The 14,713-nt window shown below is 67.8% G+C and carries 14 protein-coding genes; 5 read left to right on the top strand and 9 right to left on the bottom strand.

Annotated features, from left to right (window positions below):
• Window positions 1–22 precede the first annotated feature (22 nt).
• Together KD1_RS02785 and KD1_RS02780 are read left to right on the top strand one after the other, a co-directional pair.
• Window positions 23–226 (top strand): hypothetical protein, encoded by a 204-nt coding sequence (locus KD1_RS02785; RefSeq protein WP_068397205.1) that lies wholly within the window; start codon window positions 23–25, stop codon window positions 224–226.
• Between the two features lie 79 nt (window positions 227–305).
• Window positions 306–2,870: a heavy metal translocating P-type ATPase gene (locus tag KD1_RS02780; protein WP_068397201.1), complete on the top strand. Its 2,565-nt coding sequence runs from the start codon at window positions 306–308 to the stop codon at window positions 2,868–2,870.
• Window positions 2,871–3,025: 155 nt separating this feature from the next.
• On the opposite strand, the gene KD1_RS02775 is transcribed toward KD1_RS02780, so the two are convergent.
• The gene (locus KD1_RS02775; RefSeq protein WP_068397197.1) at window positions 3,026–4,807 is read right to left on the bottom strand and encodes a 3-hydroxyacyl-CoA dehydrogenase family protein; all 1,782 of its coding nucleotides are present in this window, start codon (window positions 4,805–4,807) and stop codon (window positions 3,026–3,028) included.
• A 150-nt stretch (window positions 4,808–4,957) separates the two neighbouring features.
• On the opposite strand from KD1_RS02775, the gene KD1_RS02770 reads away from it, so the two are divergent.
• Window positions 4,958–5,965: an aldo/keto reductase family protein gene (locus tag KD1_RS02770; protein ID WP_068397261.1), complete on the top strand. Its 1,008-nt coding sequence runs from the start codon at window positions 4,958–4,960 to the stop codon at window positions 5,963–5,965.
• Window positions 5,966–5,971: 6 nt separating this feature from the next.
• Entirely contained in the window at window positions 5,972–6,667 is a 696-nt protein-coding gene (nucS, locus tag KD1_RS02765; protein WP_068397194.1) for an endonuclease NucS, read from the top strand.
• A gap of 16 nt (window positions 6,668–6,683) precedes the next feature.
• Here nucS and KD1_RS02760 read toward each other — a convergent pair whose 3' ends face one another.
• From KD1_RS02760 to KD1_RS02745, 5 genes are all read right to left on the bottom strand, one after another.
• Entirely contained in the window at window positions 6,684–7,049 is a 366-nt protein-coding gene (locus KD1_RS02760) for a hypothetical protein (RefSeq protein ID WP_068397191.1), read from the bottom strand.
• Between the two features lie 6 nt (window positions 7,050–7,055).
• Complete coding sequence (locus KD1_RS02755) at window positions 7,056–7,478, bottom strand: hypothetical protein (RefSeq protein WP_068397187.1); 423 nt, start codon at window positions 7,476–7,478, stop codon at window positions 7,056–7,058.
• Between the two features lie 8 nt (window positions 7,479–7,486).
• On the bottom strand, window positions 7,487–8,905 hold the full coding sequence (locus KD1_RS16440; RefSeq protein ID WP_157073125.1) for a trypsin-like serine protease: 1,419 nt from the start codon (window positions 8,903–8,905) through the stop codon (window positions 7,487–7,489).
• 107 nt (window positions 8,906–9,012) lie between these two features.
• Window positions 9,013–11,097: an ethylmalonyl-CoA mutase gene (locus KD1_RS02750; RefSeq protein WP_083541976.1), complete on the bottom strand. Its 2,085-nt coding sequence runs from the start codon at window positions 11,095–11,097 to the stop codon at window positions 9,013–9,015.
• An 89-nt stretch (window positions 11,098–11,186) separates the two neighbouring features.
• Window positions 11,187–11,519 (bottom strand): STAS domain-containing protein, encoded by a 333-nt coding sequence (locus KD1_RS02745; RefSeq protein ID WP_068397183.1) that lies wholly within the window; start codon window positions 11,517–11,519, stop codon window positions 11,187–11,189.
• Window positions 11,520–11,733: 214 nt separating this feature from the next.
• On the opposite strand from KD1_RS02745, the gene KD1_RS02740 reads away from it, so the two are divergent.
• Window positions 11,734–12,387, top strand: a complete 654-nt coding sequence (locus KD1_RS02740; RefSeq protein WP_068397182.1) for a cob(I)yrinic acid a,c-diamide adenosyltransferase — start codon at window positions 11,734–11,736, stop codon at window positions 12,385–12,387.
• Window positions 12,388–12,391: 4 nt separating this feature from the next.
• Here KD1_RS02740 and KD1_RS02735 read toward each other — a convergent pair whose 3' ends face one another.
• The 3 genes from KD1_RS02735 to atpD all read right to left on the bottom strand — a co-directional run bounded on the left by KD1_RS02735 (window position 12,392) and on the right by atpD (window position 14,703).
• Entirely contained in the window at window positions 12,392–12,820 is a 429-nt protein-coding gene (locus KD1_RS02735; RefSeq protein WP_068397179.1) for a DUF2550 family protein, read from the bottom strand.
• 8 nt (window positions 12,821–12,828) lie between these two features.
• On the bottom strand, window positions 12,829–13,104 hold the full coding sequence (locus KD1_RS02730; RefSeq protein ID WP_068397174.1) for a F0F1 ATP synthase subunit epsilon: 276 nt from the start codon (window positions 13,102–13,104) through the stop codon (window positions 12,829–12,831).
• 141 nt (window positions 13,105–13,245) lie between these two features.
• Entirely contained in the window at window positions 13,246–14,703 is a 1,458-nt protein-coding gene (gene atpD, locus KD1_RS02725; protein ID WP_068397171.1) for a F0F1 ATP synthase subunit beta, read from the bottom strand.
• Between the last annotated feature and the right edge of the window lie 10 nt (window positions 14,704–14,713).

Raw genomic sequence — 14,713 nt, 5'->3', positions numbered from 1 at the left:
TTCCACCGAGAGGATGAATGTCATGGCCAGTACCCCGAACCACCACCACGGATCAGGGCACGGACGCGGTCACACCCTGATGATGCTGTTGTGCATGGTGCCCATGCTCCTGATCGTGGCGGCACTGGTGGCCACCGGGGCAGCCGGGACCGGCGCCCTGCTGTTCGCGCTGCTCTGCGTCGTCATGATGGGCGCGATGATGCTCTTCATGCCCCGAGGTCACTGACCCGGGGGAATACCCCATAGGGGTATGTTGGTTGCTGAACATCGACAACCCGAACGAACTCTCGCGGAGGCGAACATCCATGAATCAGAAGACCGTCCTCAGTTTGGGTGGACTGCACTGGGCCACGTCGGCGCAGGCCATCGAGTCGACGCTCCTGCGTCGACCGGGCGTCGAGGCGGTGCAGGCCAACGCCGTCAACCAGACCGCGACGGTGACCTATGACGCCGATGTCACCTCGGTCGCCCAACTGGCGGGCTGGGTGCGCGAGTGCGGGTACCACTGCTCCGGCCGATCGGTGCCAGAGCACGTCTGCTCGCCGATGGCAGAGCCGGCGAACTATCCGGCGGAGCACGGCCACCCGGAGCACGGCCACCCGGAGCACGACCACGCGGGGCACGACCACGCGGGGCACGACCACGCCGGGCACGACCACGCGGGGCACGACCACGCCGGGCACGACGATCACGCCGAACACCAGGGTCACGCCGCGGAGGGCGCGCTGCGCTCCCCGCACGAGATGATGGGGCACGGCGGTCACGGCGGCATGTCGATGGCGGACATGGTGCGCGACATGCGCAACCGGTTCCTGGTCGCCCTCGTGCTCGCGATCGCCATCACCCTGTGGTCTCCGATGGGCCGCGACATGCTGGGCTTCACCGTGCCGGCACCCTTCGGCCTACGCGACGACGTGTTCGCACTGCTCCTCAGCCTGCCGGTCGTCTTCTACTCCGCGTGGATCTTCTTTGACGGCGCGTGGCGTGCCCTGCGCAACCGCACGCTGGACATGATGGTGCTGGTGGCCGTCGCGGTCGGCGCCGGCTGGCTTTACAGCGTCGGCATCACCTTGACCGGCGGTGGTGAGGTCTTCTACGAGGCCGCCGCCGTGCTCACCGCGTTCGTGCTCCTCGGCCACTGGTTCGAGATGCGCGCTCGCGGCGGAGCCAACGACGCGATCCGGACGCTGCTCGACCTGGCGCCGCCCAAGGCGACGGTGCTGCGCGACGGCGCCGAACTGGAGATCCCGACGGCGCAGGTGGTGGTCGGCGATCTCGTCCTCATCCGCCCCGGTGGCAAGGTCCCCGTGGACGGCATCGTCGAGGACGGCTTCTCCGAGGTCGACGAGTCCATGGTGACCGGTGAGAGCCTGCCGGTCGGCAAGACGCCCGGCTCCGAGGTCATCGGCGCATCGATCAACACCACCGGCACGCTGCGGGTTCGGGCGACCAAGGTCGGCTCCGACACCGCCCTGGCCCAGATCGTCGCGCTGGTGCAGGAGGCACAGAACTCCAAGGCGCCCGGGCAGCGGCTGGCCGACCGGGCCGCGTTCTGGCTCGTGCTCGTCGCCCTGGTCGGCGGTGTCGGGACGTTCCTGGTCTGGCTCGCTGCCGGAGCCTCTGTTCAGGTGGCGTTGCTCTTTGCCATCACCGTCGTCGTGATCACCTGCCCCGACGCCCTCGGCCTGGCCACGCCCACGGCCATCATGGTGGGCACCGGTCTGGGCGCCCAGCGGGGCGTGCTCTTCAAGAACGCCACGGCGCTGGAGTCCGCGGCCCGCATCGACACGGTCGTGTTGGACAAGACCGGCACCCTGACCAAGGGAGAGCCCGAGGTCACCGACGTCGTCACGACCGGTGGCATCGACCAGGACGAGCTGCTGCGGTGGGTGGCGGCCGTCGAGCGCGAGTCCGAGCACCCGTTGGCCGGAGCCATCGTTCGGCATGCCGACGAGCGAGGCGTGAGCGCGCCGACGCCCTCGGGGTTCCGCAATGTGCCCGGCCGTGGCGCCGTGGCCGACGTCGAAGGACGCCGGATCGTGGTGGGCAACCGCACCCTGATGGCTGAGGAGCGCGTGGATATCACTGCACTGCAGTCGAAGCGGGACGATCTCGCCGCCAGCGGACGCACCGCCGTCCTGATCGGCGTGGACGGGCGGGGCGCCGGCATCATCGCGCTGGCCGACGCCGTGCGGCCGACCAGCGCGCAGGCGATCCGCGACCTGCACGGACTCGGCACCCAGGTCGTCATGCTCAGCGGCGACAACCAGGCCACGGCCGAGCGGATCGCTGACCAACTGGCGATCGACACGGTCATCGCCGAGGTCCTCCCCGGTGACAAGGCGGCCAAGGTCGCCGAGCTCCAGGCCCAGGGCCGGAAGGTCGCGATGGTCGGTGACGGGGTGAACGACGCTCCGGCGCTGGCCCAGGCCGACCTCGGCATCGCCATCGGCGCCGGCACCGACGTGGCCATCGAGACGGCCGATGTCGTGCTCATGCGCTCGGACCCGCTGGACGTGCCGATCGCCCTGCGCGTCGGGCGCGGCACCCTGCGCAAGATGCGGCAGAACCTCGGTTGGGCCGTCGGCTACAACGTCATCGCGCTACCGATCGCGGCCGGGGTGTTCTATCCGGCGTTCGGGCTGGTGCTGCGCCCCGAGATCGCGGCGCTGTCGATGTCCGGCTCGAGCCTGATCGTCGCGGTGAACGCGTTGATGCTCAAGCGGCTCCGGCTCCCGGCACCGCCGTCGACGCCGGAGCCGGAGCGGGAGACCGTGACCGGACCGGAGCCGGCTCCAGTCGGCCGCCACCCGTCGTCGCCCACGGCCACCTCGGCGACACCGGACGGCGGGATGAACCGCCGTTCGTAGAGGTCCGCGCCCCCGCCCGCGGTCAGGTAGGGCATCGCCATGGACATGACGCCACCATGGCTGACCAGGACGACCGTCGCCCTCTCGCGGTTCGAGGTATGACCGACCGTTACAGCGGTCGGTCATACCTCGAACCGTGAGGGTGAGCGGACGCCTCAGACGTAGGAGCGGAAACCGCGACCCGTCTTACGGCCCAGGTATCCGGCCGTGACGAGGTGCTCGAGCATCGGCGCCGGCGCGAAGCCCGGCTCACGGAACTCCTTGTAGAGCTCGCGCTCGATGGCCAGCGAGACATCCAGCCCGACCACGTCGAGCAGCTCGAACGGGCCCATCGGCAGCGAACAGCCGAGCTTCATCGCGGTGTCGATGTCGTCGGCGTTGGCGTAGTGCGCCTCGAGCATCTTGACGCCGTCGTTGAGGTACGGGAAGAGCAGCGCGTTGACGATGAACCCGGCGCGGTCGCCACAGGTCACCGCGACCTTGCCGAGCTTGGCGCACAGGTCCTGCGAGGTGGCGATGACGTCCTCGGCCGTCGAGACCGTGGAGACGATCTCGACCAGCTTCATGACCTGCGCGGGGTTGAAGAAGTGCAGGCCGACGACGTCCTGCGGTCGCTTCGTGACGGCGGCGCACTCGATGACCGGCAGCGACGAGGTCGTCGTGGCGAGAATGGCGCCGGGCTTGCAGATCTCGTCGAGGTTCTCGAAGAGGGCCTGCTTGACCTGGAGGTCCTCGACGACCGCCTCGACGACGAGGTCGACGTCGGCCAGGTCCTCCTGCTTCGTCGTGCCGGTCAGGTTGCCCAGGAGCGCGTCACGCTGCTCCTCGGTCATGCGGCCGCGCATGATCGCCTTGTCGCACGACTTCTGGATCTTCGCGCGCACGCCCTCGACCTTGGCCTCGGAACGGGCCACGTACGTCACCGGGTAGCCGCTCTTGGCGAAGACCTCGATGATGCCACTGGCCATCGTGCCCGAGCCGACGACACCGACCTTCGTGATCGGGCGCAGCGCCACCCCGGCACCGGCCTCGGCGGGCTTCGGGGTGAGCTCGTCATCGACGACGGTCGACGAACCCGGAGCGTCGTAGGTGTAGAAACCCTGGCCGGTCTTGCGGCCCTTGAGGCCGGCCTTGACCATCTGCTTGAGGATCGGGCTCGGCGCGTGCAGGCGGTCGCGGCCCTCGCGGTACATCGTGTCGAGGATCTCGTAGGCGGTGTCGAGCCCGATGAGGTCCATCAGCGCCAGCGGGCCCATGGGGTAGCCACAGCCGTACCGCATGGCGGCGTCGATGTCTTCACGGGTGGCGTACTTCTGCTCGAACATCGACACGGCGTGGTTGAGGTACCCGAACAGCAGGCCGTTGGCGATGAAGCCGGCCTTGTCACCGACGACGACGGCCTGCTTGTCGATGCGCTCGGCCAGGGCCTTGACGTCCTCGACGACGTCGTCGCTGGTCACGACGGTGCGGATGATCTCGACGAACTGCAGCACCTGCGCGGGGTTGAAGAAGTGCAGGCCGACGACGCGGTTCGGGCGCGAGGTCGCCACGGAGATCTCGGTGACCGACAGGGACGAGGTGTTCGTGGCCAGGATGGCGTCGTCGCCGACGACCTTGTCGAGCTCGGTGAAGATCTCGCGCTTGAGGTCGAGGTCCTCGGGGACGGCCTCGATGACGAGCTGGCAGTCCTTGAGGTCCTGGTAGTTCGTGGAGAACTGCACGCGGGCGTTCAGCTCGGCCCGGGTCTCCTCGGTGAGCTTGCCGCCCTTGAGGGCGCGCTCGGTGCTGCGGGCCAGACGCTCCTGGCCACGCTCGATCCGGGGGTCGTCGACCTCGAGGGCCACGACGTCGATGCCGTTGCGGGCGAACACCTCGACGATGCCGGCACCCATCGTGCCGAGTCCGATCACACCAACCTTGCTGAAATCACGCGTCATGCCCCAGAGTGTTACAGGTGCGCCGCCGCGGGGCGAGGGGGGTCCGGGGCGACGGCGGTCACACTCGATGAGTGGCGCCCGATGAGTGGTGAGGGAGCATCGTCACCCGAGACCACGATGCTCCGTCACGAGAGCGATACGGTGACGGTCATGGAACACCGCTATCTCGGCAACAGTGGCCTCAAGGTCTCGGCGATCACGTACGGCAACTGGCTCACGCACGGCTCGCAGGTGGAGAACGATGTGGCGAGGGCGTGCGTGCGTGCCGCGCTCGATGCGGGGATCACCTCGTTCGACACCGCCGACGTGTACGCCAACACGGTCGCCGAATCCGTGCTGGGCGAGGCCCTGGCCGGCGAGCGCCGCGAGTCCGTGGAGATCTTCACCAAGGTGTACTGGGTGACCGGGCCCGGCGGCCCGAACGACTCCGGCCTGTCGCGCAAGCACATCATGGAGTCGATCAACGGGTCGTTGCGCCGGCTGGGCACCGACTATGTCGACCTCTACCAGGCACACCGGTACGACGTCGAGACTCCGCTCGAGGAGACGATGCAGGCCTTCGCCGACATCGTGCGCGCCGGCAAGGCCCTCTACATCGGTGTCAGCGAATGGACCGCCGAACAGCTCCGGGCCGGCCACGCCCTGGCCCGCGAACTGGGGTTCCCGTTCGTCTCGAACCAACCGCAGTACTCCATGCTCTACCGCGTCATCGAGCCGGAGGTCGTGCCCGCGTCCGAGGAGCTCGGCATCAGCCAGATCGTGTGGAGCCCCATGGCGCAGGGCGTGCTGTCGGGCAAGTACCTGCCCGGCCAGGCGCCGGCGGCGGACACCCGCGCCGGGCACGACGACCTCAGCGGCTCGATGCGCGCGTTCATGAAGGACGAGACGCTCGCGGCCGTGCAGCACCTGCGGCCCATCGCCGACGACGCCGGCCTGTCCATGGCCCAGTTGGCGATCGCCTGGGTGCTGCAGAACCCCAATGTCGCCTCGGCGCTGGTCGGAGCCTCCCGGCCCGAGCAGGTGGCCCACAACGTGGCCGACGCCAGCGTGGTGCTCGCGCCGGAGATCCTCACCCGAATCGACGACGCGTTGGCCGGCGTCTACACCCGCGACCCGAGCCTGACCGAGCGCCGCGCGCCGAAGCAGCGACCGAGCTGATCGCCGATGCGAGTGGTGATTGCGTCCTGCAGTGTCGATTACGAGGGGCGGCTGACGGCCCATCTGCCGTTGGCCCGGCGCCTGCTCATGGTCAAGGCCGATGGGTCGGTGCTCGTCCACAGTGACGGGGGATCGTACAAGCCGTTGAACTGGATGGCTCCCCCGTGCACGATGGCCGAGGTCGCGCCGGCGGAACACGAGGCGGCCGAGGGCGTCACGGCCGTGTGGGTCGTGCAGCACAGCAAGTCCGAGGATCGGCTGCGGGTGCGGCTGCACGAGGTCGAGCACGATTCGCAGCACGACCTCGGGGTGGACCCGGGGCTGGTCAAGGACGGCGTCGAGGCGCATCTCCAGGCTCTGCTGGCCGAGCACATCCACACCCTCGGCGAGGGGTACCGCCTCGTGCGCCGTGAGCATCTCACCGCGATCGGGCCGGTGGACATCCTCGCCAAGGACGCCACCGGGCGGTCGGTGGCCGTCGAGATCAAGCGTCGCGGCGAGATCGACGGAGTCGAGCAGCTCACCCGATACCTCGAACTCATGAACCGCGATCCGCACCTCGCGCCGGTGACCGGGGTGTTCGCCGCCCAGGTGATCAAGCCGCAGGCGCGCACGCTGGCCGAGGATCGTGGCATCCGGTGCGTCGTGCTCGACTACGACGCGCTCAAGGGCATCGACGACGTGGAATCGCGCTTGTTCTGAGCGGCCCGTGTGCCGGTCAGCCGTCGTCGCCGACGAGCAACTCGGTGACGATCGTGTCACCGGAGTGGTGGATCGCGGCCACGACCAAGACCGTCTCGCCCCGATGCTGATCGGCAATGGTCTGGACGGCATCGGCCCAGCCGTCGGTGCCCCGGTCCAGGTCGGGCAACAGCCACACCGGGACGTCCAGGGCGTCGGCGAGTGCGCTGGCGGTGACCGACGACGCTCCGGTCGTACCGCCGGCGACCCGGGCAATACGACGCTCCCGCACGTGTTCGGCGACGGCGAGTGCCCGGGCATGACCGGACGTCGTCAGGTCGCCGCTGCCATCGGTCTCGCATGGACCGAGCACCAGTAGGGTCGCGTCACAGAACAGGGCCATGTCGGGTCACCTCGTGGGCCAGTCCGGCGCGTAGACCCTGAACCATGGCATCGGACCACAGCCCTCAGGAAGTTTTTCCAGGGCAGTCTCCGGCGCGATGGTGCGGTTGAGGTCCTTCAGATCGCTGACTTGCAGGCCACGTTCGGTGTAGCGCTCACCGTCACGAAACTGTGTCCCATCAGGGAGGGTGATGACCCAGTCATCGACCCCACCGGTGACGGTGGTGCCTTCGTCGAACACCACCGTTCGACCCAACTGATCAACGATGCAACCGGTGCCGGCATCCCGAGAGAGACGCACGTCGGACGCCATGTCCACCCAGCTGCCGGCCTTCGGAACGGTCAGCGCCCGCACCTCGGCCTGCGACTCACTCGAGCAGGCACCCGCGAGGGCGGCGACCACGGTCAGACACGCGGCGACCCCAGCCACGCGGCGACTCATCGAGTCAGCACCCGGAATCCGAACTGTGAGTAATTCATGACTGGAGTGAATGCACTCACAGCATCACCATTTCTCACATCCACCCCGTAGTGGATTCCGTAGGCCGACTCGGACCAGTACCAAGGCCCACCGCTGTCACCCTGCTCAGTGATGGCTTCCGTCATCACTACCATTTCTCCCATGCCATCGACGTCAGCTCGTCGGGCACGCACCTCAGTGCAAACCGGATGCAGAGGCAGGCTTCCACTTGTGCGCCCATAGACGCAAAGCGTCTTACCCACAGGCATGTCGGCAACCTCATCTGCAACCCAACGGATAGATCGTTTCACATCCTTCGCAGCATAAAATGTCGCTATCCCATTAAACGCCCCATGACTCGTGTAGCCGATATCGCCGTAACTTCCCTGATGAGACCACATTTGGTTCACAGCAGTACTTCCGCCGTCAACGGGATGATTCCTGTACGTGTCGCTGTTTCGAGAGACCGTGCAGTGCCCCGCCGTCCCTAGGCGCTTGGCTCCAGACGTCTGAGCCGCCAGCACGAAACCCACCGTGCAGGCGTTGAGATGACCCCCACCTCGCGCTGCACTATCCTGAGGTCGCGCCTGGCGTTCCGGCACGGCGTTCCACGTCACTCGCGGGCCCTCGGAGGAGGCAGCCAATCCATATCCGACGGTTTCCGCAACCGCACGCTCAGCCGCGGTACGAGAATCTTCTGGTACCGCGATGTCGATGGCCATGGCTTCTTCATCAACAAATGTGGTCACCGCTCCCGGCGTCACGCGTCGAGCCGCATCGTGCACCTTGGAACTGTAATCCTGCATTTCCTGCAAGGACCATCCTCTGCCGGGGCGCACGGTGATGCCCGCGGCTCGCGCGGTGGTCGCAATCTCCTCAGGAACGGAGCCCTTGAATCCGATCCAACTCTCCGCCATCGTTCCGCGAATAGCCCCACCAGCGAAGCCGTCAAGCTTGGCAGCCTTGCGGTAGATCGGCATGAATTCCTTGTCCACACGCGCCTTGGCCACGACCTGTCCGGCAGACTTCTTCCCGCTCCGCGCAACCGACGTCATGTCCTGAAGTTCAGCAATGGGGAAGCCGTCGTAACGACCTTCCAGAGTGCCGTCGGCCAGCTTTGTGGTGACTCGCGCCACATCGGAAACCTGCTCCACGGCGATTCCGCTGGAGATCGCCTCCTCGATGGCGCGAGCGGCTGGTGTCTGACTCGCCTCCAGCACCTCGGGCGAATTCGAGACATCGGCATCGGCGTCAGGACTCGTCGACACCTGACTACTCCCGTTCAAGGCCCCCTCGACACCATCACTCTGCGCCAAGGAACTGCCCCCCGCGGCGAGCACCAACACCGCCGATGCCGCGCTACCGAGCAGGACTCTGATGAACACACGGCGTGACATTGGGACTCCCCTTTTCCGCGGCGCCGGAGGCACCGTCTAAATCGTCCACTACCAAGAGCCTACTCGAGCGCATCCGGTCTCAGCCGTCAAGGCGGGCGGTGGGCTGCTCAGACGCCGGCGGGCTCCCGCGTGGGCAGGCCGCGGCTCTCCCGCACGACCTCCACGCATCGTCCCATGATCTCGTTCAGGCCGAAGTCCTTGGGGGTGAACACCTCGGCCACACCCATCTCCTTGAGACGCTTACCATCGGACTCCGGAATGATGCCCCCGACGATGACGGGAATGTCGCCCGCGCCCTGCTCCTTCAAGCCCTGAAGAATCTCCGGCACGAGTTCCATGTGCGACCCGGAGAGGATCGAGATGCCCACGAGGTGCACGTCCTCCGCGACCGCCGCGCCCACGATCTGCTCGGGGGTCAGGCGAATGCCCTGGTAGACGACCTCGAACCCGGCGTCGCGGGCGCGCACGGCGATCTGCTCGGCTCCGTTGGAGTGACCGTCCAAACCCGGCTTGGCGACCAGCATGCGCAACTTCTCGCCGAGTTCCTCACCGGTGGCGGCGACGGCCGCCCGCACGGCACGCAGTTCCTCGGAGCCGCCGTCCTGCACGCCGACCGACCCCGACACACCCGTCGGAGCGCGGTACTCCCCGAACACGTCGCGCAGCGCCTGGCTCCACTCCCCCACCGTCACGCCGGCGCGGGCGCACTCCAGCGAGGCCGCCATGAGGTTCTCGTCGGTGGCCGCCGCCGCCTTGAGCGCCGCGACCGCTGCCTCGGCGCGGGCCTTGCCGGCCGGATCGCCGTCACGCTGGGCCCGCCACGCCTGGATCGCCTCGATCGCCTTGGCCTCAACCTCCGGAGAGACCGTCTCGATCGCCGTGTCGAGGTCGGCCGTCAGCGGGTTGGGCTCGGTCGTGGCGAACTTGTTCACGCCGACGACGGTGTCCTCACCGGCCTCGATGCGCTGCCGGCGCAGGGCGTGCGAGGCGACCAGCGCCGACTTCATGTAGCCGGACTCGACCGCCGGCACCGCGCCGCCCATCTCCTCGATGCGGGCCATCTCGGCCTTCGCACCCTCCTTGAGCTCGGCGACCTTGGCCTCGATGACGGGGTTGCCGGTGAAGATGTCCTCGTACTCCAGCAGGTCGGACTCGAACGCGAGCACCTGCTGCATGCGCAACGACCACTGCTGGTCCCACGGGCGCGGCAGACCGAGCGCCTCGTTCCACGCCGGGAGCTGCACCGCACGGGCCCGGGCGCTCTTCGACATCGTCACGGCGAGCATCTCGAGCATGATGCGCTGGATGTTGTTCTCGGGCTGCGCCTCGGTCAGGCCCAGCGAGTTGACCTGCACGCCGTACCGGAAGCGCCGCTGCTTCGCGTCACCGACGCCGTAGCGCTCCTGCGTGAGCTCGTTCCACAGTTCGGTGAAGGCGCGCATCTTGCACATCTCCTCGACGAACCGCACTCCGGCATTCACGAAGAAGGAGATGCGCGCGACGACCGTGCCGAACTCGTCGGCGGGCACGTGGCCGGAGGCCTTCACCGCATCGAGGACCGCGATCGCCGTGGACATCGAGTACGCGATCTCCTGGATCGGGGTCGCGCCGGCCTCCTGCAGGTGGTAGCTGCAGATGTTCGTCGGGTTCCACTTGGGGATCGCGCCGACGGTGTAGTTGACCATGTCGGTGATCAGGCGCATCGACGGCGCCGGCGGGAAGACGTACGTGCCGCGGGACAGGTACTCCTTGATGATGTCGTTCTGGGTGGTGCCGGCGAGCTTGGCGACGACCTCGGCCGGGTCCTGGCCGGCGGCCTGCGCCTGCTCCTCGGCGGCGACCTGGTAGAGCGCGAGCAAGTACATCGCGGTGGCGTTGATCGTCATCGACGTGTTCATCTCGCCGAGCGGGATCTGGTCGAACAGCGCCCGCATGTCACCGATGTGGCTGATCGGCACGCCGACCTTGCCGACCTCGCCGCGCGCGAGCACGTGGTCGGGGTCGTAACCCGTCTGCGTCGGCAGGTCGAAGGCCACCGACAGGCCGGTCTGGCCCTTGGCGAGGTTGCGGCGGTAGAGCGCATTGCTCGCCGCTGCGGAGGAATGCCCGGCGTAGGTGCGCATGACCCACGGGCGGTCCCGCTCGGGGCGGGCAGGAGCGGCAGACGGTGTCACGGCAGGGGTGTCGGGCATACCCCAGAAGGTACCGCTCGGTTCGGCCTCGAAACAGGGGTGGGTGGGGTGAGTGCTGACACAATCCGGCGCGACTGGAGCGCCGTTCGTCAGGCGATGCGCAGGCGCGCCGAGGCCGGAGCGGCGGAGGGCCGTGCCCGCACCGACAGCCCGAGCGCGCGCGCAATCCCGACGCGGCGAAGCATCCGCTGGCTGCGCTCCTCGACCCCGGTGAGGTGGAGTCGGCACCCGGCGCGTTCGGCGCGGCGGCAGGCCTCGACAAGCAGGCCGATGCCGGTGGAGTCGTGGATGGGGTGTCCGTTGAAGTCGACGACGACCTCTTGGCTCGTCTCGAACGCCGTGAGCAGTTCGGTGCGCAGGTCGGCTGCGGTGTGCACGTTCAACGCATCGGTCATCTGGATGTGGTGCTGCTCCGACGTCATGCTCGGTAACCCCCCGGTTGTCCTTCAGAAGGCAGTCACCGACGCCGTTGTCGATGACTGTCTCCGACATGTTGCCCGATTCGCGCCGCTGACGTGCCGGAATGCGCCTCCCCCGACGTAACGATGCGGTCACAGTGCACGGATCTCGGTTCGGCGAGGCAGCGGTCGACGGTGTCCGTCGCGGCGGGTTGCGGCCGTCTGCCACGCTGTCTGCATGGTCAACCTCACGAAGATCTACACCCGCACCGGCGACGACGGCACGACCGCACTCGGCGACTTCGGCCGCACGAGCAAGAACGACCCGCGCCTGGAGGCGTACGCGGACGCCAACGAGGCCAACGCCGCGATCGGCATCGCGGTCGCCGCGGGCGGTCTGCGCGAGGACGTCATCGACACCCTCAAGCGGGTGCAGAACGACCTGTTCGACGTCGGCGCGGACCTGTCCACGCCGCTCAAGAAGAGCTACGAGTACCCGCCGTTGCGCGTCGAGCAGGCGTGGATCGACGAGCTCGAGCAGGACTGCGACCGCTACCTCAGCGAACTCGAGCCACTGCGCTCCTTCATTCTGCCGGGGGGCACGGCTGGATCGGCGTACCTCCACCTCGCGTGCACGATCGTTCGACGGGCGGAGCGTCGTTCCTGGGCGGCGGTGGAGGCGCACGGGACCGATCCGGGCTCCGAGAAGGGCCACGGCGGCGTGAATGTGCTGACGGCGAAGTACCTCAACCGCCTGTCGGACCTGCTGTTCATCCTCGCGCGCCTGGCGAACCTCGGCTCCGGTGGCGACGTGCTGTGGCAGCCGGGCGGTGGTCGGGCGCAGGCGCCGGAGCGACGCAAGCGCGGTGCCGCGGGATCAGCCTCCCAGTGAGAGGTCAGGCGAAGTTGACGTTGTAGCCCGGCGGGGGGCTCTCCACCCACGAACGCATGGCGAAGTAATCGCCGCGAGCCAAGGCCAGGTCGGCGGGCTCGCCCGCCCCCTCCAGGGTGATGATCACCTGGTCGGGAGATCCGGCAGGCTCACTGACATCGGTCGGCAGGCCCACGACGAGGCCGGCCCGTGACCAGTGGCGGTTGGGCTTGAGGCGCACCCCCACCGCGGCGTACCAGTCGAGCGTGGTCGGGCCCATACGGGCGAACCCGAGCCGCCACGGCGACCCGGGTTCGTGAAGCGCGCACAGCATCATGGGCTTGTTGGCCGAGATGAGCCGCTGGCGCGCCCAAACGTAGAACAGACAGAGCAGGGCCCCGCAGACGACTGCGAGCAGAACGGCCCCGATCAGTTCGAGGACGTCCCCGGTCATCTATCGCCTCAGTGGGACAGCGACGCGGCGTCGACAGTGTCGGCGACGACGGTCACACGGTTCTGGTCGACGGACAGGAACCCGCCGGAGACGTTGATCGCCCGACGGCCGGCGTCGACGGTGTGGACGGAGACCTCACCCTCGTCGGCCAGAACGGCGAGCACCGGGGTGTGCTCGGGCAGGATGCCGAGGTCACCCTCAACGGTGCGGGCCGTGACCATCGTGGCCTCGCCCTCCCAGACCTTGCGGTCGGCGGCCACGATGTCTACGTGAAGGGTGCTCACAGTCCATCCTCGAAGTAGGGGAAACGTTCGGGTCAGTCTACCGCCGCCACGGGGATGCCCCGCACCGCGTCCAGCCCGGCAGACGCCGAAGGCCGGCCCCCAACGGGGACCGGCCTTCGGCGTCTGCGTGCGGGGAGGAACTCAGAGGTTCTTCTGGATCTCCGCCCACTGGCGCTCGACGTCGTCGAGGCCACCACACATGAAGAACGCCTGCTCACCGACGTGGTCGTACTCACCGTCGGCGATCTTCGTGAACGCCTCGATCGTGTCGGGCAGCGACACGGTCGAACCCTCGATGCCGGTGAACTGCTTGGCAACGTAGGTGTTCTGCGACAGGAAGCGCTGGATACGGCGAGCGCGGTTGACGAGGATCTTGTCCTCTTCGGAAAGCTCGTCGATACCGAGGATGGCGATGATGTCCTGCAGTTCCTTGTTCTTCTGGAGGATCTGCTTGACGCGCACCGCGGTGTTGTAGTGCTCCGCCGAGATGTACCGACGGTCGAGGATGCGCGACGTCGAGGTCAGCGGGTCCACGGCCGGGTAGATACCCATCGAGGCGATCTCACGGCTGAGCTCGGTCGTGGCGTCCAGGTGGGCGAACGTCGTGGCCGGAGCCGGGTCGGTGTAGTCGTCGGCGGGCACGTAGATGGCCTGCATCGAGGTGATCGAGTGACCACGCGTCGAGGTGATGCGCTCCTGGAGCACACCCATCTCGTCGGCCAGGGTCGGCTGGTAACCCACGGCGGACGGCATCCGGCCGAGCAGCGTGGAGACCTCGGAACCGGCCTGCGTGAAGCGGAAGATGTTGTCGATGAAGAGCAGCACGTCCTGGTTCTGCACATCGCGGAAGTACTCCGCCATGGTCAGCGCCGAGAGGGCCACGCGCAGACGCGTGCCCGGCGGCTCGTCCATCTGACCGAACACGAGGGCGGTCTGGCCGAGAACGCCGGCCTCCTCCATCTCGACCATGAGGTCGTTGCCCTCACGGGTGCGCTCGCCGACACCGGCGAAGGTGGACACACCGCCGTGGTTGCGCGCCACGCGGGCGATCATCTCCTGGATGAGCACGGTCTTGCCGACACCGGCACCACCGAACAGACCGATCTTGCCACCCTGCACGTACGGGGTGAGCAGGTCGATGACCTTGATGCCGGTCTCGAACATCGTGGTCTTCGACTCGAGCTGGTCGAAGTTCGGCGCCTGGCGGTGAATGCCCCAGCGCTCCTTGACCTCGAGTTTCTCGCCGGGCTCGAGGTTGAGGCAGTCACCGGTGGCGTTGAACACGCGACCGAGGGTGACATCGCCGACCGGAACGCTGATCGGGCCACCGGTGTCCTGCACCTGGGCGCCGCGGACGAGGCCGTCGGTGGGCTGCAGGGAGATGGCGCGAACCATGTTGTCGCCGATGAACTGGGCGACCTCGAGGTTGACCGTGCGGGTCTCGCCGCCGACGGTGACCGGGGTCTGGAGCAGGTTGTACATCTCCGGCATGGAGCCGGCCGAGAACTCGACGTCGACGACCGGGCCGATGACGCGGGACACGCGCCCGACGCCACCCGGCTGGGTGGCCTCGCTGGTCTCGTTGATGGTGGCAGTCATGGTCTCTCTC

Origin of the sequence: Kribbia dieselivorans NBRC 106261 (assembly GCF_001552435.1) — a bacterium.
GTDB lineage: Bacteria > Actinomycetota > Actinomycetes > Actinomycetales > Dermatophilaceae > Kribbia > Kribbia dieselivorans.
Note: the sequence above shows the minus strand (reverse complement) of the source record. Positions and strands in the feature narration are given on the sequence as shown.